Here is a 24692-nt window from a genome sequence, read left to right on the forward strand (position 1 = left end):
CGAATCCCTCAGGGAGCGGTGGATGGACTGACGCTCGCAGCCGGCAACGGCGTGCCGGTGAGGCGGCCGATATCGGCTACGGCGAGATGCGCGTCCTTGAGCGCCTGCACGTAACGCGACTGCTCCTGAAAGAGCGTGCGCTGCGCATCCAGAACGTCGAGGAAACTGAACTTGCCTAGCTGATAACCGCGCGACATCGCGTCGAGCGCTTGACGAGCGGCGGGCAGCACATCGACCTTGAGCCGCGACGCCTCCTGTTTTGCGCGCTCGTAGTTCGCGTAAGCCTGTGTCAATTCGAGTCGCAGGTTGGCCCGCTCGGTATCGAAGTCGGCCTGTGCCTGCTCGGCCTTGTGTGTCGCTTCGAGCAGCGCGCCCTTGTTGGTGTCGAAGAGCGGCAGTGGAATCGACACGCCGATGACAGCCTGATTGTCGCGAAGCCCTCCGGCGACGACGCGCTTCACGCCGGCCGTCACCGTGATGTCCGGAATGCGCCGCGCACGTTCGACAGAAATCACGGCATTGGAACGCAGCACTTCGGCTCGCGCGGCACGCGTCAGCGGCGCATCTTCGAGACGGGGGGCAAGCTCGGAGTAGGCGTCGACCTCGGGTATGGCTTCAATGTCGTCGAGCACGTTTCGATCGCGCACCGACGGCGCGCCCGTGACCGTGACGAGCTTTTCCGCGGCCGTCGAGACGCGCGCCTGCGCATTGACGACTTCGATCTGAACGCCGCTCGCCGCGACCCTGGCCTTGGTGGCTTCGACCGGCGACACCTTGCCCGCTTTCGCCCGCTTGTCGGCCAGGTCGGCGGAGCGTGTGGCGATCTGGGCCGATTCTTCCGCGACCTGCAATTGTCGTTGTGCGGCGAGCAGTCCGTAAAACGCTGCGATGACCTGGGCCCGTAGCGTCGCGCTGCTGCTGTCGAGCGTGGCCAGGGCCACCTCCCTGCCGTATGACGCCACGTCGAGCCGCGCGCCGCGCTTGCCGCCCAACTCGATCGGCTGATTCACGGCGGCGGTCGACGTGCGATCGGTGCCACCGAAACCTTCCTGGAGGAAAGAGAGTGACGGATTCGGCCGTGCGCCGGCTTGCATGAACACACCCTCGGACGCGCTCACGCCGGCGCGCGCACCGCGCAGCATCGGATTGGCGTCGGCCGCGAGACCGAGCACCTCGGCAAGCGATAAATCGGCCGGCGCTTGCGCGTACAGCGCGGGCCCGGTCAACATCAGCAGCACCGCAGTAAAAGCGCGTAGGACCATGATGGTGGATAAAGAAACGCTGTGACGAATGCTACGGTCTGTCCGGCGTGTGACGATGACGCGAACATGAATTTTTTCGTATGCCATTCGTTTCGATATACGAATCAATGGCGATCGATGCCGACACTTGCGCGCCCGATCGATCGCGCGAAACCTTCAGTCCGCGTGCCTCGAAAGCGACGCCTCGTTCGGCGAGTCTTCCGGGTACTTGGTGGCATAGCGCTTCTTGTTGCGCTCCCGCGTCGCTTCGGTGGGCGGATATTCGGAGCGCTTGTTCGGCAGCCATCCATCGCGCCACGCCTGATCGAGTTCGGCTCGCGCCTGCTCTCTCGTCTTGCCTCCGGATGCGCTGAGTTCTGGCGATGACGCGCACCCGGAGAACAGGACAACGAGGGCGGCCGGGAGTATGACGGTTCGTGTCGGAAGCATGTTTGCCTCGATGATCTGGATGACTGAGTATCGAGTTTGCGACACTGCCGGTGCGCCATCATGAGAAAGAGATGACATTTTTGTCATGTGAGCGACGCCAGCGACGGGAATATTCGCCAGGCGGCGACAGTATTGCCATACAACGAACGGCAACCCATCGAGAACGAAATGCCAATCAATCGCCGTTTTCAGCCAACCTTGCCGAAGCCGACGGCCTCGCATCGATCAGCCGATGACTTTTGTCTTGCGCCGCACATTGCGGCGCGATCTGGCTGGATAACCTTGATCATCGATGACTGCGGTCCGCCCGGGAACGGACCTCATCAAAGCGAGAGCGCTCAAGGCGCCAGATGACGAACCACAGTTTCAAAAATAAAAAGGCAAGCCGGCAAGACACGGTGAAGCCATTACCACTGAGGGAGCCCAACCATGAATCGTTCGGAATCGCCCAACGAGGCGAAGACACGCCTGCCGCTTTTCGATCCACCACCCGAGCGCGCCACGCCATCGCAGATGACCGTGTTCACCGCGGCGCTGCAGGCACGCACGGGGCGTTCATTCGACGACTACGCCGCGCTGCACGACTTCTCGGTCCGGGAATTCCGGACATTCTGGAATTATTTCATGCAGTGGCCGCCGGGCCTGACGTGGTCGGGCGAAGCGGAGCCAGTTTGTATCGGCGATATCTGCGAGCACGCGAGCTTCTTTCCACGCGTGAAGCTGAACTACGCGGAGAACCTGCTCGGTCTGTCGATCACCGGCGCCGATGCGCCCGCGCTCATCGCCTGTCATGCCGATGGCCGCCGCGTGCGCTTCACGCGCGGTGAGCTGCGCGAGCGCGTTGCCCGCCTCGCCGACGCCCTCACGCATCTTGGGATGCGCGAAGGCGACCGCGTTGCGGCCGTGATGCGCAACGACGCCGACGCGATCGTCACCGCGCTTGCCGTGACCGCCATCGGCGCGACGCTATCTACGGCTGCGCCCGAGATGGGCATCGAAACCTTGCTCGATCGCTTCACGCAGCTCGAACCGCGCTTCCTGTTCGCGCATAGCGCAGCGAAGCCTTTCGACACCGGCACGCCGCTCGCGCAGAAGATCTCCCAGCTCGCCGATGCGCTGCCGACGCTCGCGGGCATCGTCAGCCTCGACGGCGATCCATCGGCCGTACACGCGACGCCAACCGTCAATTCGCTCGACGCGCTCGTCGCCGCTGGCGACCCGCAACGCGTGCAATGGAAGCGCTTCGGCTTCAATCATCCGCTCTTCGTCATGTTCTCGTCGGGCACGACCGGCAAGCCGAAATGCATCGTGCACGGCACGGGCGGGAGTCTGATCGAGCATCTGAAGGAGCATCGGCTGCACTGCGACCTGCGGCCCGGCGATCGCATGTTTTTCCACACGAGCTGTGCGTGGATGATGTGGAACTGGCAATTGTCGGCGCTCGCATCGGGCGTCGAAATCGTGACCTACGACGGACCGATCGCATCGGTCGATACGTTATGGCGGCTCGTCGCCGAAGAGCGCGTCAACGTATTCGGCACGAGTCCCGCCTATCTGAAAATGTGCGAGGACGGCGGGCTCGTGCCCTCGCGCGAATTCGATCTGAGCGCGCTTCATTCGATGATGTCGACGGGCGCGATTCTCTTCGACGCGCAGTTCGAATGGGTCCGCGACAAGGTGAAGCCCCTGCGCCTGCAATCGATTTGCGGCGGCACCGACATCCTCGGCTGCTTCGTGCTCGGCAATCCGAACCTTCCCGTGTACGCGGGCGAAGCGCAGTGCAAGAGCCTCGGGTTCGACGTTCAGGCGTGGCGCGACGGCGCGCGTGCGCAAGGCGTCGGGGAACTGGTCTGCGTGAATCCGTTCCCGTCGCGCCCGCTCGGGTTTCTGAACGACCCGGACAGCGAACGCTTTCACAAAGCCTATTTCAGCGCCAATGCCGGCGTGTGGACGCATGGCGACCAGATCGAATTTCCGCCGCGCGGCACGGCGCGCCTGCACGGGCGCAGCGATGGCGTGCTCGTCGTGCGCGGCATCAATGTCGGGCCGGGCGAGATCTACCGCGTGCTGAACGACATTCCCGGGATTCGCGACGGCATCGTCGTGCAGCAACGCATCAGGGAGACCGGCAGCGAGCGTCTCGTGCTGCTGGTCACGCTCAAGCCGGGCGCGCAGCTCAACGGGCCGCTCATCGCGCGGATTCGCCGCGAACTCGTGCGCCGCACGTCCGCTGCACATGTGCCGGACGTGATCGCCGCCGTCGACGATCTGCCGGTCACGCATAGCGGCAAGCTCACGGAAGCCGCCGTGCGCAACGCGGTCAACGGACTCGACGTGACCAACGTGGCAGCGCTGCGCAACCCCGCCTCGCTCGATGCGATCCGCGCGCACCCTGCCCTGCGGCATCAGTCCGATGAGATGCCGCGAAGCTACGCGTCGCGCGAGGAGCTGGAGCGGCTGCTGCGATCGAAATGGGAGCAGCTTTTCGCCTTCGCGCCGATCGGCCGCGACGACAACTTCTTCGAACTGGGCGGCCATTCGCTGCTCGCCGCGCGCCTGCTCGCGGAATTGCAGCCGCTCATCGGACGCCCGATTCCGCTTGCGACGATGCTGCGCGCGCCGACCATCGCCCAGCTCGCCGACGTGATCGACAACGGCGCGCTGCCGGAGACATCGGAAGTGCTGGTGCCGATGCGCGAAGGCGACGGCACGCCGCTCTTTCTCGTGCACAGCGTGACGGGATCGGTGCTCGAATGCACGCGGCTCATCGGCTCGATGCGCAAGCAGCGTCCGGTGTACGGCCTGCAGGCGCTCGGGCTCGATGGCGAAACGCCGCCGCAACGCCGCGTGGAAGATATGGCGAGGACTTACGTCGAGCAGATTCGCAAAGTTCAGCCAACCGGTCCGTATGCGCTCGCCGGCTTTTCGTTCGGCGGACTCGTGGCGCTCGAAATTGCGCAGCAACTGTTCGGCGCGGGTGAGCAAACGGAGTTCGTGTGCCTGCTCGATACCTACGTGCAGGAACGCTGGCTGCCGTGGTTCGCGTGGCTGGACTTCCGGCGCGACTACGTGAGCCGTCTATGGAAGACGTTCACGAAGATGAAGCCGCAGGAGCGCGCGGGTTTCGTCGCGGCCAAGTTCGTCGCCGCCACGAACAAGCTGGCGATGCGGCTCGGCCGCGTGCCGAGCGCGCAGGCAGCTCCAACCGCCCATCCGATGCCGCCGGTGCTGCGACGGCTGCGTGACACCTGCCGCACCGCGATGAACAACTATCGGCCCAGACCGTATGAGGGCGGACGGATCGTCTATGTGCGCGCGGCCTCGCGCGAGCAGGACCGCGGCGACCCGCTGCCGCTCTGGCGGAACATCGCGCGCCGTGGCCTGACGGTCGCGGAAGTGCCGGGCAACCATGCGGGCGTCATCGAAGAGCCGGGTGTGTATGCCGCCGCCGCCGCGCTCGATGGCGACTATGGCGTCGCGCATGCGCCCGAAGCGCCGAGCCGCGGCCATGGCGGCATGGTCCGGCGCGCGTGAGGCATAGGGCGGGCGGGAACCTTCGGCCGTTCACCCGGCTGACGGTTCCCGCCCAAGTACGATTTCGGACGCGTAAACCAACACCGCTATCATGGATGGTACAAATTGAAATTCGTTTTTAGGGTGGGCTGGAGCAAATGAGAAAACCCATCGTGATCGGCGTGTTACTGGTTGGCGTGGCGGCAGTGGTAGTCGGCATTCCGGGTGTGACGAGACAGGTGCAGACGGCCTATGCGGCGTGGCAGGACGGCCGTATCCAGGACCACCTTTCGACGGGGAATTTCAGACGCTGGTGGCATAAGATCAGATACGGGCGCGACGAAAGCGTCCCCAGCGCGAGTCTCAACAGCTCACCGGTCCCGCCCACGGCCAGTTGCCCGCAGACGTCCTTCACGCCGCCCAAACTGATCGACCCGCGCAGCCCGAAGGATTTCGGCGCCAAGGGCAACGGCACCACCGACGACACCAGAGCGTTCCAGGCCGCCGTCGATGCGGGCGACGTGCTGATTCCCGCCGGCACTTATCTGCTCAATCACACGGTCGTGATCTCGGCCAGCAACCGCCATATCCAGTGCGAACCCGGCGTGACGCTCAGGAAGTCGGTCCGCGCGGACAGCAACATGTTCAACTACGAAGGCCCGTCGACGGGGAACAGTCTCGTAGGCTGCAACTTCGTGGGCGCGAATCCGACCCGCGTGCGCGACTGGGAGAACCCCGGCCACTACGACATCCCGGTTCAGACCAACGGTGCGGTGGACAACTTCGTCCTCGCGGGCAACAGCTTCCGCGACTTCTTCGGCCAGTCGATGTTCCAGACCGAAGGGCAAGGCGGCGGAACCGGCGCCGTGCTGGTGTTCAATTCTTTCGCCAACTGTCCGCTCTACGGCATCGCGCTGGTGGGCTCGGTGAACGGGCGTATCGCCTATAACCTCGCCGACAACTGCCGCATGGGCCCCGAGAACAACGATGCCACGCAGGATTCCGGCGGCAATGTTCTCGAATGCAACCGCATGGTCAATGGCGGCAACATCACCGGCGGGTCCAACGGCGAAGGCGGCGTCGACTATAGCCGCAACGTCGTCCGTCATAACGTCCTCGATGGCGGCTATATGCAGATCAGCCCGCCGGAGCGAGGCAAGGCGGCGCGCTACATCGACAACACCTGCAACGACTGCGAAACCGAATGATGTAGTCGCGCGTGCGACTGCACGTCCCTCATTCTTCGCTCATTCAGGACGTCCACAATCTTTCTCAACCGATGCGTGTCCACGCCGCACCGCGTTTCCAGGAGAAGAATCATGAGAAAGATCGGTTATGTCGCCGTCGCTACGCTGTGCGGCATCGGATTGGTGAATAGCGCGCAGGCGCATGTGTTCGTCGGGATGAGCGTCGGCATGCCGGTCGTGCCGGTGGCGCCCGTCGTCATTGCGCCGATGGCGCCTGTGGTTCCGGTCGCGCCCGTCGCGGTCTATGGGCCGCCGCCGATGCCCTATTACGCGCCGCCTGCGCCGGTGTATGCGCCGTCCGTCGCGGTCGGTTACTGGGGGCGTCCCGGATGGGGATATCGACACTATGCGGCCGGTTACTGGCGCTAGAGCGAGTTCTGTACCTTTTCTAAGGAATGGAAAGTTTCCTGGCGAAAGCGCATTACACGTTTCTGGCTTTTCGTCGGATCCCGTGATCGTGTCGGTCTATTTGCGTTGCCCCTGTGCGGGGCGGCACCTACTTTCTTTGCTGCTGTGTATAGACCGGGGACATAGCTGACAGATCCGCGGGGACATGGTTGACACTTTCGGGCATCTCGATGCCCGGACCCGACCATGCCTTGGAACCCGCAGGACACCATGCAACTGCGCCTTGAGTTCGTAACCCTGGCCATGCAACAAGAGATTGATTTCAGCGAACTGTGCCAACGCTTTGGCATCAGCCGGCAGACCGGATACAAGTGGGTCAACCGCTATCAGGCCGGGGGCCGCGAGGCGCTGGGCGATCTCTCCAGACGTCCGCACAGCAGCCCGAATCGAACCTGTGACGAACTCGAAGCGCGGGTGCTGGAGGTGCGAAGCCAGCATCCGGCCTGGAGCGCGCACAAGATCAGCCGGCGCCTGAAGGATCAAGGCCTGCAAGGCGTGCCTTCGCACAGCACGGTCAATGCCATTTTGCAGCGCCATGGATGCATCGGCGAGAAGGCTTCGGACGCGGCCACCGCCTGGACCCGTTTCGAGCGCGCCGAGCCTAACGAGCTGTGGCAAATCGATTTCAAGGGCCACTTCGGCATGCTCGATCAAAGGCGCTGCCACCCGCTCACCGTGCTCGACGATCATTCGCGCTTCAATCTCGTGCTGCAGGCGTGCTGCAGCCGGGACACCGAGACGGTGTACACGCACCTGCGAAACGCTTTCGCCTGTTACGGGCTGCCGCAACAGATCGACGCCGATAACGGCGCGCCGTGGGGCACGCCAAGCAAGCCTGGCGAATTGACCGAGTTGGCCATCCGATGCATTCGGCTGGGTATTCGTATGAGCCATAGCCGTCCCTATCACCCGCAGACCAACGGCAAGGACGAGCGCTTTCATCGCTCGCTCAAGGCCGAGGTGCTGAACCACCGCAGCTTCACCGGGCCCGATCAGGTGCAGGCTGAATTCGACCGCTGGCGCCAAAGCTACAACTTTGAGCGCCCGCACGCGGGCATCGCCATGGCGACGCCGATCTCGCGCTATCGGCCCAGTGCGCGGGCGATGCCCAGCCGCCTGCCGCCGCTCGAATACGGACCGGATGATCAGGTTCTGCTGGTGGGCTGGAACGGCAAGGTGACGTTTGGAAAGCACCGCTTGCGCGTATCCAGCGCACTGCACGGACTGCACATCGCGGCGCGACCGAGCAGCACGATTGCCGATGCCTACGACCTCTATTTCGCGCATCACCGACTCATGACGTTTGACCCGAACCAGCCCGATACACAATGATCAAAGTGTCAACGATGTCCCCGACGAAAGTGTCAACCATGTCCCCGGTCTATACACAGCAGCAAAGAAAGTGACTGCCGCCCCGCACAGGGGCAACGCCAATCAACCGACACGAATACGGGATCCGGCGACAAACCCAAACCCAAACCCCGCCCCTTCACCCCCCGCGCCGCTTCCTCACCGCCTCAGCAAGCAGCTCCAGCACCGGCTCGCTCTGCGTCCACCCCAGACACGCATCCGTAATCGACACACCGTGCTTCAACGGCACACCCGGCTTCAAATCCTGCCGTCCCTCTTCCAGATGGCTCTCGATCATCACACCCGTGATCCGCCGCTCGCCCGCTTCCAGCTGCCGCGCGATATCCTGCGCAACGTCCACCTGCCGCAGATGCGATTTGTTCGAATTGGCATGCGAGCAATCGATCATCACCTGCTCGCGCTGCCCGAGCTTGGCCAGCGCGCCACACGCAGCCGCCACGCTTTGCGCATCATAGTTCGGCCCCTTCGTCCCACCCCGCAAGATGACGTGACAATCATCATTGCCGCGCGTCTCGAAGATCGCGGCCATGCCCATCTTGGTCATTCCCATGAACGCATGACTCGCGCGCGCCGCGACGATCGCGTCCGCCGCTACCTGCACGCCGCCATCCGTGCCATTCTTGAACCCGATCGGGCAACTCAACCCCGACGCAAGCTGCCGATGGCTCTGACTCTCGGTCGTGCGCGCACCGATCGCGCCCCACGCGATCAGATCGGCGATGTACTGCGGACTCAACAGATCGAGAAACTCCGTTGCGGTCGGCAGGCCCAGGCCACTGATGTCGAGCAGAAGCTCGCGCGCACGGCGCAAGCCCTCGTTGATGCGGAAGCTGCCGTCCAGACGCGGATCGTTGATATAGCCCTTCCAGCCCACCGTCGTGCGCGGCTTCTCGAAGTACACGCGCATCACGATGAAGAGATCGTCGCGCAGCCGGTCGGCGACAGCCTTCAGGCGCTGCGCGTATTCCATCGCCTGATCGTGATCGTGGATGGAGCACGGCCCCACGACGACGACCAGCCGGTCGTCGCGGCCATGCAGAATGTTCGCGATCGCCGCGCGGCTCTCTTCGACGAGCGTCTGCACGCTGGACGTAACCGGCAATTCGTCGAGCAGCAACGCGGGCGAAATCAGCGGACGCACGGCGCCGATGCGCGTGTCGTCGATACGGGTCGTGTCTTGCGTGGAGTCGGCCACGCCTGCCTCCTGATCGCGGGAGGGATTGTCGATGCGGGTCAAGATCAGCTCCGTCATGCGTAATTGATGCAAAATTCAGGGACTTTATGCGTACTTTCCGCTCGCTCAGCGGCGTGCGGCGCAAACATCGATTATCGCATTTGCGACGCCCCGCGCGCTCGATCGTGCGTATGATGAAGCCGGAACGACACCTTCACAGGGAGCCAGTCATGCGAATCGAAACTTCATTCCTTTTCGACCTCGACGGCACGCTCGTCGATAGCGTCTATCAGCACGTGCTTGCATGGAAGGAAGCGCTCGACGCCGAAGGCATCGAACTGTCCGTCTGGCGCATCCATCGGAAGATCGGCATGAGCGGCGGCCTCTTCACCAATCAACTGCTGCGCGAAACCCACGGCGAAATCAGCGCGGACCGCGTCGAGCGTCTGCGTCAGTTGCACGCGGAAGCGTACAAGCGGCTGCGCGCGCAGGTCTGTCCGCTGCCGGGCGCGCGCGAACTGCTCGATGCACTCACGCAAGCCGGCACGCGTTGGGCCATCGCGACGAGCGGCCGTATGGAAACCGCGCAGGTGAATCTCGAAGCGCTGGGCGTCGATCCGGCGAAGCAGGTCGTCATCACGCGCGACATGGTGAAGTACGCCAAGCCCGATCCCGATCTCTTCCTCGCCGCCGCCGCGCGCCTGAACGTGCCGATCGAACATACGGTCGTCGTCGGCGACAGCATCTGGGACATGCTGGCCGCGCGGCGTTGCCGTTCGCTGGGCGTCGGTCTGCTGTCGGGCGGTTATGGCAGCGATGAACTGGAACGCTCCGGCGCGTTGCGCGTCTATGAAGATCCGGCGGATCTGTTGCTGCATCTCGATGAAGTCGCGGCGCGGCCGTGAGATGATCGCGCGCATGACTCAATCCAATATCGATGTCCGCCCCTGGGGCGATGCGCGTCTCTATACGTTATGCAATGTGTCGGGCATGCGCGTCGAGATCAGCGATCTGGGCGCGACGCTCGTCTCATGGCACGCGCCCGATCGCGACGGACATGTCGCCGATATATTGCTCGGCCATGACACGCCCGCCGAATATCTGAACGGCAGCGCGTTCATGGGGGCGATCATCGGACGCTGGGCGAATCGCATTCGCGATGCGCGTTTCATGCTCGATGACGTCGCGCATCAGGTCGAACCCAACGAAGGCGCGAATCATCTGCATGGTGGATCGGCGGGTTTTCATCGGCAGATGTGGCGCGCCGAAGTCGCCGGCGATGCGCTCGTCATGACGTTGCGTTCGCCCGATGGCGCAGCCGGCTTTCCCGGCAATCTGGACGTCACCGTGCGCTATGCGCTCAACGACGAAGGCACGTTGTCGATCGACTACGAAGCGCGCACCGATGCGCCCACGCCCGTCAATCTGACGAACCATGCCTACTTCAACCTGAGCAACGGCGCGAGCATTCTCGATCATCGGATATCGATCGCATCGGATAGCTACTTCGCGATCGATGCCGCGTCGATTCCCGTTGCACGCGAACAAGTCGCGGATAGCGTGTTCGATTTGCGCGCGCCCGCTTCGATCGGCGCGCGGCTCGCTGCATCACACGCGCAACTCGCCATCGCGGGCGGCTTCGACCATTGCTATGTCCTCGATGAAGACGCGCAGGAACCGCGCGTGGCCGCCGTGCTGTTCGATCCGTCGAGCGGACGCGAGCTGAGCGTATCGACCGATGCGCGCGGTTTGCAGTTCTATTCGGGGAATTATCTGGAAGGCGTGTCCGCGCGCAACGGATCGCGCTATCGCAAGCATGCGGGGCTGTGTCTCGAAGCGGGCGGTTATCCGGACGAGATCAACATGGACGGCGAGCGCGCCGTCCTGCGTCCTGGCGAGACATATCGGCAGCGCACGCGCTATGGCCTGCGCGTGCGGCATGAACCTTGACGCGTGATCAGAAGATGTTGCGCAAGCCGATCGACACGCCGGTCTGATTCGACCGGCCCGGCAATTCGACGTCGGCCGCGCCCGTCACCTTGTTGAAGTCCACGGTGCCATACACTTCCGTGCGCTTCGACAGCGCGTATTCCGCCAGCGCGACGCCCGTATAACGATTGCCGCTGCCCGTCGCGCCGCCGCCAATGGCCGCGTTCTTCATGTGGTCGTAATAGAACGCGCCGGTCAGCAAGAGCGCCGGCGTGACCTGATACGTGACGCCCGCGAACGGGCCATCGTCGCGGCGGCCCGAGCCCTTCAGGATATCCGTGCCCGCCACGAGCCCGCGCTGCTGCAGGATGCTGTCGACGAAGCCGGTGTCATCGGTCGAATGCAGATAGCCCGCATAGAGCTTCGCCGCGCCGATCGAGTAGACGAGATTCGCATTCCAGATCTTCTGCTTGTTCGCCGAGTTGTCGCTGTTCTGCTGATAGCCGCCGCCGATGGACAGCGGACCCAGCGCATACGACGCCGTGAAGCCGTACATGTTGCCCGCGCCGAGATGGCCCGGCACCTGACCCGAGAAGCCGCCCGCGCCCGTCGAGGTGTAGTTCGTGCCGAACGAATACATCGCACCGATCGTCAGACCCGCGAACGTGCCGTTGTACTTCACCGCGTTATCCGCGTAGAGGCCCGCGCCCAGTGCGACCGGCAGCCACGCGTTCTCGAAGTAATTGCCGACGGTGAGCGGGTCGTAGGTGTCACCGAGCATGTCGAAGAGCGGCGTCTTCTGGCGGCCGAGCGTCAGCGTGCCATAGCGGCTCGAAAGACCGACGAAGGCCGCGCGATTGAATGCGCGCGCGCTGTCGGCGTACTGGCCGTTCTCCAGTTCCACACCGCTCTCCAACTGGAAGATCGCCTTCAGGCCGCCGCCCAGATCTTCCGTGCCCTTGAAGCCGATACGGCTGTTGGTGATCGCGCCGTTCGTCATGAACACCTTGCCATCGTTATTGGCGTTGGCGTTCGTCAGATAGCGCACGCTCACGTCGGCGACGCCATAGAGCGTGACCGAGCTTTGCGCGAATGCGGACTGACAGGCGAGCGCGATGAACGAAGCGCCGATGCCGGCGATGGCGCGCGATGTGTTTGTCTTCATGATGTGATGGACGCGTTTAGTTATAAGCAGTTATCGATGCGTTTCGATGGGCCGCCTTTCAGTTCACTGTCTGCGCAGCGATGGCTTCGGCCTGGCGCATGAACGCACGCGTTTTTTAGCACATCAAATGTCGCGATGCTCGGTTTGGTGCAATACGTGTGGTGTTTTTTCGCAACAATGCTCGCGATTCACGCTCTTGCCTGAACCGGCTCGGGCACCGCGCTGAGAAAACCGCGCCCCATCTCCGTCTCGAAGCGCGACGGACTTCCTTCCCAGACGATGCGCGCGTGTTCGAGCACATAGACACGATCCGCATGCGGCAGCGCAAAAGTGACATTCTGCTCGCCGAGCAGCACGGTGATCGGCGTGGTCTTCTGCAGCAGTTCCATCGCCTTCGACAATTGCTCCAGAATCACCGGCGCGAGACCGAGTGTCGGCTCGTCGAGAATGAGGAGCTTGGGCTGCATCATCAGCGCCCGTGCGATCGCGAGCATCTGCTGCTCGCCGCCGGAGAGCGTGCGCGCGGTCTGCGCCTGACGCGATTCGAGTATCGGAAAGAGCTCGAAGAGCCATTTGAGTTGACTTGCGCGCGTCTTGTCCGGCAGATGATAGCCGCCGAGATCGAGGTTCTCGCGTACGGTCATGTCGCCGAACAGCTCGCGGGTTTCCGGACATTGCACGATTCCCGCGCGCGCGATCGCCGCACCGCTCATGCCTTGCAGATCGCGCGCGCCGTAGCGGATGGTGCCCGCATAGGGCACGAGTCCGGAGATCGCATTGAAGAGCGTGGTCTTGCCCGCGCCGTTCAATCCGACCACCGACACGAACTCGCCCTCGCGCACATGCATACTCACGCCGTCGAGCGCGCGGGCCTTGCCGTAGAGCACGCCGACATCCTCGACCTGAAGAACCGGCGGCCGGTTGTTCACGACTTCCGCCCCGCGTTCGCGCGCTTCGATCTTGCCGCCGAGATAGACACGTCGAACGGTCTCGTTCTGCATCACCTCAGCGGCTGTGCCTTGCGCGACATACTCGCCGAGATACATCGCGAGCACGCGATCGGCCAGCGCGGCGAGACTCTTCACGTTGTGATCGACGAGCAGCACCGCGCGCCCTTCCGCGCGAAAGCCGTGAATCAGCTCGGAGAACACTTCGGACTCGGCCGCCGTGAGACCCGCGAAAGGCTCGTCGACGAGCACGACGCGCGGATCGCGCGCAATCGCCTTCGCCATCTCCATGCGCCGCAGATCGGCGAACGGCAACGTCGCAGGATGACGATGCATCACGCGACTCAAGCCCACGCGCTCCGCGATCTCGCGCGCGCGCCGGTTGACGTGCGGATCGGCGGCGAGCTTCACGAGCGAATCGGGCAACAGCGCGAGCTTGATGTGCTCAAGCACGGTCTGACGATGCAGCGGCCGCGAATGCTGAAACACGATGCCCACGCCCGCGCGCGCGATGCGATGCGGCAGCCAGCCGCTCATCTCGACGCCATCGACCTTGATCGATCCCGCATTGGGCCGCTCGATGCCCATGATGAGCTTCATCACCGTCGACTTGCCCGAGCCGTTTGGACCAATCAGACCGAGTATCTCGCCGGGCGCGATATCGAAGCCGATGTCCTTCACGGCGACGAGGCCGCCAAAGCGTTTCGTCAAACCGCGCACGGAAAGCAAAGGCGTATCGTTCATTCGCGCTCCCTCACGCGCAGGATGTTGCCGAGCAATCCATCGGGAAAGAACAGGATCACCGCGAGCGCGACGGCCGCGACCACGAATGTATTGATCTGCCCGAGCGGACGCAGGAACTCGCCCGCGACGATGAGAAAGATCGAGCCGAGCACCGCGCCGAGTATCGTGCGTCTTCCGCCGAGCACGGCCGCGATGATGATCTGCACGCCGATGCCGATATCGACCACCGTGCTGACCGATGCCGTGCCTTGATAAAACACCAGCATCGCGCCTGCGAGGCCGGAAAACACCGCGCTGATGCAGAACGCCGCGAGCTTGTGCTTCACGACGTTGAAGCCGAGCGCCTGCGCGCCGACCGTGTCCTGCCCGCTCGCCTGCAGAATGAGGCCGATCGCCGAGCGCGACAAACCGAACAGGATGATCGCGCAGACGATCAGGAACGCGAGCGCGATCCAGTAGTTGATGCCCGCATCGACGGACATGACGTCGGGCACCATCATGCCGATCTCGCCGCCCGTGATGCCCGCGAAGATCACGATCGCGTTTTGCAGCAGCAGGACCGCGACGAGCGTGACGAGACCGAAATACGGCCCGCGCAATCGCAACGCGGGCACCGCGAGCAGCAAGCCGCCGACGAGCGCGACGAGGCCGCCCGCCATCACGCATATCGGTATCGGCGCGGCAGCGTGCGCGTTCAGGATCGCCGCGGAATACGCGCCCAGACCGATCAGGAATGTCGGGCCGAAGTTGACTTCACCGGCGAAACCGAACAGCAGGTCCCACGACATCGCGAAGACGCCGAAGTAATACGCGACCGTCAGCACGCCGAGAATGTAGCCGGTGAGCCACCACGGCAGCGTCGCGGCAATGATCGCAAGCAGGATCGCACACACCGTCAAACGCGAACGAGCGATGTCTTTCATGATCAGCGCCGTCCGAGAAAGCCTTGCGGCCGCACATACACGACGAGCACGAGCAGCAACAGCGCGGGCAGCGGCCGCAGCGTCGGCGCGATGAGATACGCGGTGACCGTCTCCAGATAACCCACCACATACGCGGCCATCAACGAACCCGACACGCTCCCCAGCCCGCCCAGCACGACGATGGAAAAGGCGCTCGCCGTGAGTTGTCCCGTGTTGTTCGTACTCACGCCGAGGAACGACGCGAGCAGCACGCCCGCGATGCCCGCGAGCACGCCGTAAAGCGTCCACGCCAGCAGATAGATGCGCGAGAGCTCGAAGCCGAGCAGCGTGAGACCGCGCGGATTCATCGACGCCGCTAGCAGCGCCTTGCCCGCCTTCGTCCGATTCACGAAGAGCCACAGCAAGCCGATCACGACCCAGCAGACCACGGCGATCATGATCTCGTTGTACGGCACGCGCACGCCCGCGATGTTCGCGACGCCGGGAATCAGCGGGCGCATCGTGATGGGGTTGTCGGAGAAGAGCCAGGCCATGCCTTGCTGGATCATGATGCCCCAGAGGAGCGTGCCCGTCAGCACGAAGATTTCTTTCTCCTCGCGGGGAATCGCGGTGGATCGTTGAATGGGCCGCACCACCATGAAGTACGTGATGTACGCGGCGATCATCCCGCAGATCACGCCGAGCGGCGTGCCGAGATAAGTGCCGAGACCCGCTTCGCCCGCGAGCGCCCAGCCGAGCAGCGCGGCGATCAGCATCACGCCGCCGTGGGCGAGATTGAGCACGCCGGAGACGCCGAAGATCAACGTGAAGCCGATCGCGCCGAGCGCATAGAGCGAACTGATCGCGAAGCCGTCGATGAGTATCTGCAGTGGCAACATGGCGGCCTTTATGTCGATGCCAACGTGACGCATGCGCCTTACGCGACGCATGCGCTTCTAATTCGCTGCCGCCTGCACCTTCACGAAAGCCGGGAACTTGACCTTCCCGTTCGCCACCGATTTCGGCCAGATCGCCACTTGCCTGCCGTTCTGCCATTGCAGGTTGATGCCGGTGATATAGCCTTCGCCGTACTTCAACGCATGCGTGAACTGATCGTTCTTGCCGTAGAACTGCCAGCGTCCGATCGTGCCGACATAGTCGGTCTTCTCCAGCGCATCGACCATCATGTCCGGATCGGTCGATCCTTGATTGCGATGGATCGCGTCCGCGATGATGTACACGAGGTCATAGCTCGTGAAGCCGTCATACGCGGGCGATACGCCCGCGAAGTGCTTCTGATACGACTCGACGAAAGGCACGGTCTTCGGTGTCATCGCGACGCCGGGCGCCGCCGCCGATGCCGTGATCACGCCTTCGGTCGCGCCGTTGGTGTCTTTCCAGAAGCTCGTCGTCGTGGCTTGCGAGCTTTGGCCGGACATCGGAATCGGCACTTGCTGGTCGTGCCATTGCACGGTCGGCTGCACGCCGACGTGACTGATGCCCGTGGTGATCGTGTCCGGATGCTTCGCTTCGATCTGGTTGAAGATCGGCGTGAAGTCCGACGTGTCAGGATTGAAGCGGATGTGATCGAGCACCTTGAGGCCCGCTTTCGGCAGGCATTCGAGGTAGCGTTCGTCGAGCGGCTTGGTCCATGCCGCATCTTCGCTCATCACGACGGTCGTCTTCATCTTGAACTCGCCGACGAGCACGTCATGCGAGAAATCGCAGATCGACTGCGCGATGAACGCCGACGTCATCCAGCCGTGGAACGTGTACTTGTAGTTGTTGTAGTCGTCGTGAACGCGCTTCGAGATTTCATTGCTTGCCGCGCCCGGCGTGATGAACGGCATCTTCAGGCGCGCGGACCACGGCTCCATCGCCAGCGCGACTTCGCTGATATAGCTGCCGATGATCGCGACCACTTTGTCCTGGCTCGCCGCGCGCTGGAATGCGCGCACGCCGTCCGACGCCGACGAGTGGTCGTCATACGCGATGATCTGGATTTGCCTGCCGTCGACGCCGCCCTTGGCGTTGATCTCTTCCGCCGCGAGCTGCGCGGCCTTGCTGATCGAAGCGCCCGCCACCGCGGACTCTTCGCTGATGACGCCGATCTTGATCGGCTCTCCCGCCGCATGCGCCGATGCCGACAGACTTAGCCCCGCCGCCACCGTCCCCGTTGCGATGACGGCGTTCACTCTCCGCCACGACTTGCCTTTTGACATCATCAGTCTCCTCTTTGTAGTGGATCGTGGAGCGACGCCAGCCAGACACATGCAGCAATTAAGGATTTGCCGACAAACAGTAGCACTCGCGATTCACACGCTGAATTGGTGATAACGATAAAGACGATCATGCGAAAACGTCATGAATGGACCGCGATACTTTCAAACAGCTTGCGCGATGAATTCACGCAGCCATCGGTGCGCGGGATCGCGATGCACACGCTCATGCCAGTACATCGACATTTCGTAGCCCGGCACGTCGACGGGTGGCGCGACGATGCGCAACTCCGGCCAGTGCTTTGCGAGGCGCAGCGGTTGCATCGAAACGAGATCGGTCGTGGCGAGCACGGAGCGCACGAACAGGAAGTGCGGCACCGAAAGCGCCACATGCCGCTTCATGCCGAGCGTTGCGAGCGTGGCGTCTGTCGGCCCGAAGAACCCGCCGCCATCGGGCGACACGATCACATGTTCCAGCGCACAGAATTGCGCGAGCGTCGGCCGCCGTTTCAATCGCGGATGATCCTTGCGCCCCACGAGCACGTAGCTTTCCGTGAAAAGCGCCTGCTGGTGAAAGCCCGCTGTTTCGGTCGACACGATGTGAAACGCGAGATCGATCTCGCCGTTCTCCGCCTGCTTCGTGAGCCGTGGTGGCATGATCTCCAGCACCGCGATGCGCGTGCGCGGCGCAGCCGCGCGCAAGCCGCTCAACGCTGGCAGCAGCACGGTCGATTCGGTGTAGTCGGTGGCGGCGATGCGCCATGTGTTGTCGGCGGTCGCGGGATCGAATGCAGTGTCCGGCGACACCGCGCGTTCGAGCGAGGCCAGCGCTTCGCGCAACGGCTCGCGCAGACTTTCGGCGCGCGCAGTGGGCCGCATGCCGCGCGGTCCGGGCAGCAACAAGGGATCGCCGAAGATATCGCGCAGCTTGGCCAGATGCACGCTCACGGAAGGCTGTGAGAAATGCAGACGCTCGGCCGCGCGCGTGACGTTCTGCTCGGCGAGCAGGACATCGAGCGTGACGAGCAGATTGAGATCGAGCCTTCTCAAGATATTATTCATCGTAATTTCTGCAATTTCAGATATTCATTTCCAATATACCCGAGCAGTCTTTAAGCTGGTCTCCATTCCTGAATCGAACTGGAGAAAGCTTGATGAATGTGCTGATCGTATATGCCCATCCCGAACGCCGCTCGCTGAATGGCGCGCTCAATGATTACGCCGTCGAGCGCCTGCGCGCCAGCGGCCACCATGTGCAGGTCTCCGACCTGTACGCGATGAACTGGAAAGCCCCGCTCGATGCGAAGGACGTCCGCGAACGCAACGGCGATGCGCCGTTCCACGCGAGCCTGGACTCGAAACACGCGTTCGAGAACGGCCTGCAAAGCCGCGACATCGAGACCGAACAGGACAAGTTGCGCTGGGCCGATGCGCTGATCCTGCAATTCCCAATGTGGTGGTTTTCGATGCCCGCGATCATGAAGGGTTGGGTCGAGCGCGTGTATGCGTACGGCTTCGGTTACGGCGTGGGCGAGCACTCCGAGACGCATTGGGGCGACCGTTACGGCGAAGGCATGATGGCGGGCAAGCGGGCGATGATCGTCGTGACGACGGGCGGATGGGAATCGCATTACAGTGCGCGCAGCATCAACGGTCCGATCGACGACATCCTGTTTCCGATTCAGCACGGCGTGTTGTTCTATCCGGGATTTGACGTGCTGCCGCCTTTTGTCGTCTATCAGACGAGCATGATGGACGACGCGCGACTCGATGCAACCTGTGACGCGCTTGGTCGGCGTCTGGACCGGATCTTTGGTGATGCGCCCATCGCGTTTCGCAAGCAGAATCACGGGGATTATGCGATTCCTCATCTCACTCTCCGCGATGAACTCGCGGCCGAACAAAGCGGGTTCGCGGCGCACATCGACTGAGGCTTTCGCCGGATCCCGTGGTCGTGTCGGTCTATTTGCGTTGCCCCGCACAGGGGCAACGCTAACCGACCAACACGCCAATGGGATCCGGCGAAAAGCGAAACCCTGCGAAGCGTCTATAGCGCCGCCCAAAGTCCCCGACATGCTCGAGGCGCGGATCGCCCCGCTCAGCGACCCGCCAGCACCGACGCCGACGCGAAACCCGCAGGCCGCTCCCGGCCATCCTCGATGCGAATGCCCTCGTTCCACTTCGCCATGCGCTCGGAGCGCGCGAACGATCCGACCTTCAGTTGCCCCGCGTTCCAGCCCGTGGCGAGATGAACGATCGCGACATCCTCGGTCTCGCCTGAGCGCGCCGACACGATCGACGCATAGCCATGCGCTTTGGCCACCCGCAGCGCCGCGAGCGTTTCGGTCACCGTGCCGGCCTGATTGAGCTTGATGAGCGCGGCATTGCACGCGCCTTTCGACGCGGCCGCTTCGATGAGCGCGGCGTTGGTGACCAGAAAATCGTCGCCGACGATCTGCACCTTGCTGCCCGCCGCGCGCGTGAACGCGATCATGCCGGCTTCATCGTCTTCCGATAACGGGTCTTCGATCGACACGATCGGATAGCGCTCGATCCACGTCAGCAACTTCTCGATCATCGCGTCGGTGTCGAGTCGCGCTTTGTCCAGACCCAGCGTGTACTGTCCATCCTTGCCGAACTCCGATGCGGCGATGTCCAGTGCGATGCCCACGTCCGCGCCCGGCACAAAGCCCGCCGCTTCGATCGACGCGACCAGCACGTCCAGCGCTACTTCGTTGCTGGAAAATGCCGGCCACCATCCCCCTTCGTCGGCCACGCCCTGCGCGGCGCCGCGCCTGCGCATGAGCTTGCCCGCGTGGAGATAGACCTCCGCCGTCATCTCCAGCGCCTGCGCGAAACTCGTGGCTGACGTCGCAATCACCATGAAGTCCTGCACGTCGACGCGCCGTTGCGCATGCGCGCCGCCACCGAAAATCTGGATCTGCGGAAGCGGCAGCCGCACTGCCTCGTCGCCGGCCACGTAGCGCCACAGCGGCAGGCCCGACTCATGCGCCGCCGCGTGCAATACCGCAAGCGACGTCGCGATCAGCGCATTGCCGCCGAGCCGCGACTTGTCCGCGGTGCCGTCGAGCGCGATCAGCATCGCATCGATCGCGGCCTGCTCCGATACGTCGAACCCGCTCAGCGCGGGCGCGATCTCGCGTCCGATGCCCGCGATGGCCGTCTTCACGTCCTTCCCGTCGAACGCCGCGCCGCCATCGCGCAGTTCCATCGCTTCGCGCGAACCGCGAGATGCGCCGGCGGGCGCGATGCCGCGTCCGCGCGCGCCGGACTCGGTGACGATCTCCACTTCGATGGTCGGCCGTCCGCGAGAATCCCAGATACGCCGCGCATGCACCGCTTCGATTCGACTCATTCGGAGAACTCCTTTTGCCAGAGCGTGGTGATGTCGTGGAGCGTGCTGTCGGGCCGCCCGAGCAGTTCGATGGCCGCGACACGCACGCGCGCCCGGCGGTTTTCGTCGAGATATTCGACCGGCGACTTGCCGTCCACGCGCGCCAGCAGCAGCGCCGGGAGCAACGCTTCGACGCGTCCGAGCAGCACGTCCGGCTCCGTCCATATGACGTGCGGCACGTAATGCGCGACGAGTGTCTCGAACGACGTCATCAGCGCCGCGAGCGTATCCGGCGCGCGCGCCGCCTTGAGCAGGAAATGGTTGAGGCAGAAGGCGACATCGAAGGCGGGATCGCCGTACCACGCGCATTCCGCGTCCAGCAACACCGGCCCGCGCGGACCCAGCAGGATGTTCTTGGGACTCACGTCGCCATGAACCAGCGCTTCGCGCGTGCGCGCCGTGCGCCCGATCAGCGCGCGCAGCCTGAGCGCCACATCGGGATGCTGTCGGGCGGCCTCTTCCAGATAAGGTTCGAGACGGATCGCGTGGAATATGTCATCGGTGGCGAAACGCGCGGCGATGTCCGGGTCGCCTGCCGTTGCCGCGTGGATCCGGCCTAGCACGTCGCCCAGTTGCGCCGCGATCGCCGGGTCCACGCGGCCATCCATCAATACGCGCTTCCAGTTCGCACAGGTCGGCGGAAGCAAGGTCATGACGAAGCTTTTCGTTTCGCGATCGACGCCGAGCACCTCAGGCACGTGACCCGGCACGATCCGGCCGGCCGTCTGAAGCCAGCCGATTTCCGCATAGACGCGCTCGACCGGCACGAGCCAGTCCTTCGCGACTTTCAGCTTCGGTAAGGCCTGCTTCAGGCAGTAGGTTTCATCGCCGATATCGAGGCGAAAGATGTTCGAGGAGACGCCGCCCGTCAGCGGCGTCAGTGTCGCCGTGGCCGCGGCATTGACATCGGCGAGGCCGAGTCGCTGCACCAGCGTGGCGAGCGCGGAAGAGTCGTTTGCCAGATCGATATAGTGGTCCAACTTGGCGCCCTCGGAACGGGGATTCGAACGCATCGTCGGCCCATGGTAGCCGATTCGATCGGCTGTGGACCGTGCGCGCACGTGAGGCGCATCTTTCTTGCTTGCCGGTCCAGCGTCCGCGACTTCATTCCCGCCTGACGAAGAGCCTTCGCCACGCACGAAGCCGCGCAGGCCAACGATGGAACGGACGCGCAATGGGCCATATCGCGATGACTTCCGGCATCCGCAGAGCAATTTCTGCCATGCTGATTGCACTGCTTACCGCATGCGGCGGCGGAAGCGACTCGGGCGGGAGCGACTCGGGCGGGAGCGACTCGGGCGGGAGCACCACCACCGGACCGGCGGGCGGCGTTCATCTGCAGGTCGTGTCCTTCGGGGACAGTCTCTCCGATGTCGGGACGTATGCGCCGATCGCCAGCGCGGTTGGCGGCGGCCGGTTCACGACGAATCCCGGCCAGGTCTGGACGCAGAACGTCGCGCAGTATTACGGCGACACCCTCACTGCCGCATTCACGATCAACCTGGGGCACGAACTGAAGCCGCAAAGCGGACTGGGGTACGCGCAAGGCGGTTCCACCGTCGCCACGCCGGCCGATCAGTCGCAGTTCCTGACCGACGTGATCGGCGATGTCGAGATGCCGGTCAATCAGCAGATCGCGAGCTATCTGTCCGCACACGGCAGCTTCAATTCGGGTCAACTGGTGCTCGTGTGGGCCGGCGCGAACGACGTGCTGCGCGCGGGCAGCCCGCCCGCAGCCAATACGACGGTGCAGAACGCGGCCACCACGCTCGCGCAACTCGTCGCGCAGATCGTGCAGAACGGGGCCACGCATGTCGCGGTGATCAACGTCGCGAATATCGGGCTTTCGCCCGATGGCATCAAATCGACCGATGGCGGCGCGAACTTCACGCAGCTATCGCAACTCTTCAACGCCACGCTGAACGGCGCGTTGCAAACCAACGGCCTGCAAGGCAAGGTCATTCTGATCGATTCCTATACCTGGACGACGCAAACCATCGCCAACTATCGGGCCAACGGTTTCACCGTGTCCAATACCGCGCAAGCCTGCGATCCGTCGAGAACACCGCGCGATACATCGCTGCTGTGCTCGCCCGCCACGTACTCGACACCGGATGCGGACCAGACCTACATGTTCGCCGATGACCTGCATCCGACGACGCGCATGCACGCGCTCTTCGCGCAGTATGTGGAGCAACAGATCGCGGCAAGCGGGCTGGGCCGCTGATAAACAGCCAGTAATTTTTGCTGTGACACGACGCAACAAACGTCTGTTTTTTACTGTGACAGTGGTTTACATTCATCTCATAAGACGATAACCTTGCTCCCGTTGATCAAGATTTCGGCAACGGTTGCCGGTAGCGAAGCAAAAAGCCGGCACTATCGGTATTTTTGACCTCTACTGCGCAAACGTTACCGAGTTTCCGTCGACACCGCCTTCGAACTGAGCTCGTTGTCATTTCGTAAGGCCCGCGCGGGCAGACGTGATCGTTTGCCCGACTCCGCCATCCAGAGCGCTTGCCGTGCCGCGCGCTGGACCTTGTCAGCGAATCCGTGCCGCTCCGGTTGTCATTCCACGCTTCGACTCTGGCGTCGGAACGATCGGACTTGCTTCGGATATGTCGTTTGGATGACTAACTAAACTCATCCGACGGCGACACGAATCATCACCGTCATCCCAACGCATTTATCGTTGGATCGCGCATCGCCGAAAAGGCCAGACAGCGTGCTCGAACTCACGGGCATCGTGCTAATGACTCTTAGCAATGCTAAACGCAAATGACGACTCAAGAACGAACCTCTCTTCGCACTTTCAATATGTTCTCGGCACGTAAGGCCGCAGCGGTCGCGACCGCACTTCTCACGAGCGTGCTGCTCGCAGCGTGCGGCGGCGGCGACGTCGACAGCACGCTCGACGCGACCGGCAAGAGCGCCACTCTGCCGGAATCGACCGCGAAGGCATCGACCAGCACCTCCATCTTCTACGGCGCGAATGGCCGCAACACCAACGGCGGCGCATACGACTCCACGGCTGTCGCGACCCAGCTTGCGCAACTGCAGGACATCGGCGCGAAGATCTACCGTAACGACGTCTATAGCCTGAGCTCGGCGAAGGTCGTCGCGAAGATGGCGCAGACAATGGCGGCCAGCGGCATCACGGTGTACCCCGTGATCCTGCTCGGCACCGGCTACAGCAACGAGCAGACCGCCTACAACGCGGGCTACACGCTCGGCCAGCAGGTCGCGGGCACCTACAAGTACAAATACTACGAAGTCGCCAACGAACTTGAAGCGCAAGCCCTCACCGGCAATGTGGACGGCACCAACTGGACGCACTACAAGAATCAGCCGTTCGTGGTCGCGCGCGGCGTGATGCGCGGTCTGATCGCAGGCGTGAAGTCGGTGGACAGTTCGGCGAAGATCGTCGTGAACGGCACGTGGCTGCACTACGCGTTCTTCCAGATGCTCATGGACGGCTCGCAGCCTGACGGCACCCACGGCCATCCGACCGTGAACTGGGACATCACTGCATGGCACTGGTATTCGAACCAGGGCGACATGACGCGCGCCTGCGGCGGCACGGGTTGCTACGACATGCTGGGCGTGCTCCGTTCGTTCGGCAAGCCGATCTGGATCAACGAATTCGGCGTGCGTCCGAACTACGGCACCGATCAGCAGATCGCGAATTACATGGCGGGCAACACGATGATGGCGCAGTTCCAGAGCGTCGCGTCGAAGTACAACATTCAGTCGATCCAGGCGTTCGAACTGTATGACGACAGCGAAGGCAACTTCGGCCTGATGAAGTCCGACGGTCAGACGCCGAAGGCCGCGTACTACGCGTACAAGAACTTCGTCGCCAGCCACCCCATGTAAGTTGCATGCGACTCGGCGGCCTCGCTGAGTCAGGTATTCCACGAGCGACCCGATGCGGTCGCTCGTGGCGTTTCAGGCGCTCCATCGACGC

The 24692-nt window shown here is 63.3% G+C and carries 20 protein-coding genes; 9 read left to right on the forward strand and 11 right to left on the reverse strand.

The annotated features are described in order from the left end of the window. Positions 1-8 precede the first annotated feature (8 nt). Together BTHE68_RS30645 and BTHE68_RS30650 are read right to left on the reverse strand one after the other, a co-directional pair. On the reverse strand, positions 9-1229 hold the full coding sequence (locus BTHE68_RS30645; protein WP_232078272.1) for a TolC family protein: 1221 nt from the start codon (positions 1227-1229) through the stop codon (positions 9-11). 189 nt (positions 1230-1418) lie between these two features. After that, entirely contained in the window at positions 1419-1778 is a 360-nt protein-coding gene (locus BTHE68_RS30650) for a DUF4148 domain-containing protein (protein WP_232078274.1), read from the reverse strand. A gap of 342 nt (positions 1779-2120) precedes the next feature. Here BTHE68_RS30650 and BTHE68_RS30655 point away from each other — a divergent pair, with 342 nt between their 5' ends. The 4 genes from BTHE68_RS30655 to BTHE68_RS30670 all read left to right on the forward strand — a co-directional run bounded on the left by BTHE68_RS30655 (position 2121) and on the right by BTHE68_RS30670 (position 8191). After that, entirely contained in the window at positions 2121-5225 is a 3105-nt protein-coding gene (locus BTHE68_RS30655) for an acetoacetate--CoA ligase (RefSeq protein ID WP_162070057.1), read from the forward strand. A gap of 137 nt (positions 5226-5362) precedes the next feature. After that, positions 5363-6412, forward strand: coding sequence for a glycosyl hydrolase family 28-related protein (locus tag BTHE68_RS30660; RefSeq protein WP_162070058.1), 1050 nt, complete (start codon positions 5363-5365; stop codon positions 6410-6412). 111 nt (positions 6413-6523) lie between these two features. Further along, a complete protein-coding gene (locus tag BTHE68_RS30665; RefSeq protein ID WP_162070059.1) occupies positions 6524-6820 on the forward strand; it encodes a hypothetical protein in 297 nt (98 codons plus the stop codon). A 225-nt stretch (positions 6821-7045) separates the two neighbouring features. After that, complete coding sequence (locus tag BTHE68_RS30670; protein ID WP_162070060.1) at positions 7046-8191, forward strand: IS481 family transposase; 1146 nt, start codon at positions 7046-7048, stop codon at positions 8189-8191. A gap of 157 nt (positions 8192-8348) precedes the next feature. On the opposite strand, the gene BTHE68_RS30675 is transcribed toward BTHE68_RS30670, so the two are convergent. Then, positions 8349-9467: a 3-deoxy-7-phosphoheptulonate synthase gene (locus BTHE68_RS30675; protein WP_162070061.1), complete on the reverse strand. Its 1119-nt coding sequence runs from the start codon at positions 9465-9467 to the stop codon at positions 8349-8351. Between the two features lie 167 nt (positions 9468-9634). Here BTHE68_RS30675 and BTHE68_RS30680 point away from each other — a divergent pair, with 167 nt between their 5' ends. Continuing rightward, on the forward strand, positions 9635-10309 hold the full coding sequence (locus BTHE68_RS30680) for an HAD family hydrolase (RefSeq protein WP_061173279.1): 675 nt from the start codon (positions 9635-9637) through the stop codon (positions 10307-10309). 13 nt (positions 10310-10322) lie between these two features. After that, entirely contained in the window at positions 10323-11354 is a 1032-nt protein-coding gene (locus BTHE68_RS30685) for an aldose epimerase family protein (RefSeq protein ID WP_232078276.1), read from the forward strand. A 7-nt stretch (positions 11355-11361) separates the two neighbouring features. Here BTHE68_RS30685 and BTHE68_RS30690 read toward each other — a convergent pair whose 3' ends face one another. The 6 genes from BTHE68_RS30690 to BTHE68_RS30715 form a co-directional block, all read right to left on the reverse strand. Continuing rightward, positions 11362-12498 carry a porin gene (locus tag BTHE68_RS30690; RefSeq protein ID WP_162070063.1) on the reverse strand — a complete coding sequence of 379 codons (1137 nt, stop codon included), beginning with the start codon at positions 12496-12498 and terminating at the stop codon, positions 11362-11364. A gap of 188 nt (positions 12499-12686) precedes the next feature. After that, a complete protein-coding gene (locus BTHE68_RS30695) occupies positions 12687-14189 on the reverse strand; it encodes an ATP-binding cassette domain-containing protein (protein ID WP_162070064.1) in 1503 nt (500 codons plus the stop codon). Then, positions 14186-15112 (reverse strand): branched-chain amino acid ABC transporter permease, encoded by a 927-nt coding sequence (locus BTHE68_RS30700; protein WP_162070065.1) that lies wholly within the window; start codon positions 15110-15112, stop codon positions 14186-14188. Before BTHE68_RS30700 ends, BTHE68_RS30695 begins: the two co-directional genes overlap by 4 nt. Positions 15113-15114: 2 nt before the next feature. Next, positions 15115-15990 carry a branched-chain amino acid ABC transporter permease gene (locus BTHE68_RS30705; RefSeq protein ID WP_162070066.1) on the reverse strand — a complete coding sequence of 292 codons (876 nt, stop codon included), beginning with the start codon at positions 15988-15990 and terminating at the stop codon, positions 15115-15117. A gap of 57 nt (positions 15991-16047) precedes the next feature. Then, entirely contained in the window at positions 16048-17313 is a 1266-nt protein-coding gene (locus BTHE68_RS30710; RefSeq protein WP_162070920.1) for an ABC transporter substrate-binding protein, read from the reverse strand. A gap of 162 nt (positions 17314-17475) precedes the next feature. Next, positions 17476-18372: a LysR family transcriptional regulator gene (locus BTHE68_RS30715; RefSeq protein WP_162070067.1), complete on the reverse strand. Its 897-nt coding sequence runs from the start codon at positions 18370-18372 to the stop codon at positions 17476-17478. A gap of 92 nt (positions 18373-18464) precedes the next feature. Here BTHE68_RS30715 and BTHE68_RS30720 point away from each other — a divergent pair, with 92 nt between their 5' ends. Then, complete coding sequence (locus BTHE68_RS30720) at positions 18465-19241, forward strand: NAD(P)H-dependent oxidoreductase (RefSeq protein WP_162070068.1); 777 nt, start codon at positions 18465-18467, stop codon at positions 19239-19241. Between the two features lie 167 nt (positions 19242-19408). On the opposite strand, the gene eno is transcribed toward BTHE68_RS30720, so the two are convergent. Further along, positions 19409-20686: a phosphopyruvate hydratase gene (gene eno / locus BTHE68_RS30725; protein WP_162070069.1), complete on the reverse strand. Its 1278-nt coding sequence runs from the start codon at positions 20684-20686 to the stop codon at positions 19409-19411. Then, positions 20683-21705 carry a phosphotransferase family protein gene (locus BTHE68_RS30730; protein ID WP_162070070.1) on the reverse strand — a complete coding sequence of 341 codons (1023 nt, stop codon included), beginning with the start codon at positions 21703-21705 and terminating at the stop codon, positions 20683-20685. Before BTHE68_RS30730 ends, eno begins: the two co-directional genes overlap by 4 nt. A 194-nt stretch (positions 21706-21899) precedes the next feature. Here BTHE68_RS30730 and BTHE68_RS30735 point away from each other — a divergent pair, with 194 nt between their 5' ends. Together BTHE68_RS30735 and BTHE68_RS30740 are read left to right on the forward strand one after the other, a co-directional pair. Then, positions 21900-22952, forward strand: coding sequence for an SGNH/GDSL hydrolase family protein (locus tag BTHE68_RS30735; protein WP_162070071.1), 1053 nt, complete (start codon positions 21900-21902; stop codon positions 22950-22952). 590 nt (positions 22953-23542) lie between these two features. Beyond that, positions 23543-24601, forward strand: a complete 1059-nt coding sequence (locus tag BTHE68_RS30740) for a glycosyl hydrolase (RefSeq protein WP_232078280.1) — start codon at positions 23543-23545, stop codon at positions 24599-24601. The last annotated feature ends 91 nt before the right edge of the window (positions 24602-24692 follow it).

The organism is Burkholderia sp. THE68 (assembly GCF_009938265.1).
Lineage (GTDB): Bacteria > Pseudomonadota > Gammaproteobacteria > Burkholderiales > Burkholderiaceae > Caballeronia.

What these genes read in the sequence shown, in the direction of transcription:
- BTHE68_RS30695 (WP_162070064.1), bottom strand. Translation starts at nt 14,189, where the DNA reads ATGAACGATACGCCTTTGCTTTCCGTGCGCGGTTTGACGAAACGCTTT.
- BTHE68_RS30690 (WP_162070063.1), bottom strand. Translation starts at nt 12,498, where the DNA reads ATGAAGACAAACACATCGCGCGCCATCGCCGGCATCGGCGCTTCGTTC.
- BTHE68_RS30665 (WP_162070059.1), top strand. Translation starts at nt 6,524, where the DNA reads ATGAGAAAGATCGGTTATGTCGCCGTCGCTACGCTGTGCGGCATCGGA.
- BTHE68_RS30700 (WP_162070065.1), bottom strand. Translation starts at nt 15,112, where the DNA reads ATGAAAGACATCGCTCGTTCGCGTTTGACGGTGTGTGCGATCCTGCTT.
- BTHE68_RS30735 (WP_162070071.1), top strand. Translation starts at nt 21,900, where the DNA reads ATGGGCCATATCGCGATGACTTCCGGCATCCGCAGAGCAATTTCTGCC.
- eno (WP_162070069.1), bottom strand. Translation starts at nt 20,686, where the DNA reads ATGAGTCGAATCGAAGCGGTGCATGCGCGGCGTATCTGGGATTCTCGC.
- BTHE68_RS30645 (WP_232078272.1), bottom strand. Translation starts at nt 1,229, where the DNA reads ATGTTGACCGGGCCCGCGCTGTACGCGCAAGCGCCGGCCGATTTATCG.
- BTHE68_RS30710 (WP_162070920.1), bottom strand. Translation starts at nt 17,313, where the DNA reads ATGTCAAAAGGCAAGTCGTGGCGGAGAGTGAACGCCGTCATCGCAACG.
- BTHE68_RS30685 (WP_232078276.1), top strand. Translation starts at nt 10,323, where the DNA reads ATGACTCAATCCAATATCGATGTCCGCCCCTGGGGCGATGCGCGTCTC.
- BTHE68_RS30655 (WP_162070057.1), top strand. Translation starts at nt 2,121, where the DNA reads ATGAATCGTTCGGAATCGCCCAACGAGGCGAAGACACGCCTGCCGCTT.
- BTHE68_RS30650 (WP_232078274.1), bottom strand. Translation starts at nt 1,778, where the DNA reads ATGACAAAAATGTCATCTCTTTCTCATGATGGCGCACCGGCAGTGTCG.
- BTHE68_RS30660 (WP_162070058.1), top strand. Translation starts at nt 5,363, where the DNA reads ATGAGAAAACCCATCGTGATCGGCGTGTTACTGGTTGGCGTGGCGGCA.
- BTHE68_RS30715 (WP_162070067.1), bottom strand. Translation starts at nt 18,372, where the DNA reads ATGAATAATATCTTGAGAAGGCTCGATCTCAATCTGCTCGTCACGCTC.
- BTHE68_RS30670 (WP_162070060.1), top strand. Translation starts at nt 7,046, where the DNA reads ATGCCTTGGAACCCGCAGGACACCATGCAACTGCGCCTTGAGTTCGTA.
- BTHE68_RS30720 (WP_162070068.1), top strand. Translation starts at nt 18,465, where the DNA reads ATGAATGTGCTGATCGTATATGCCCATCCCGAACGCCGCTCGCTGAAT.
- BTHE68_RS30740 (WP_232078280.1), top strand. Translation starts at nt 23,543, where the DNA reads ATGTTCTCGGCACGTAAGGCCGCAGCGGTCGCGACCGCACTTCTCACG.
- BTHE68_RS30705 (WP_162070066.1), bottom strand. Translation starts at nt 15,990, where the DNA reads ATGTTGCCACTGCAGATACTCATCGACGGCTTCGCGATCAGTTCGCTC.
- BTHE68_RS30680 (WP_061173279.1), top strand. Translation starts at nt 9,635, where the DNA reads ATGCGAATCGAAACTTCATTCCTTTTCGACCTCGACGGCACGCTCGTC.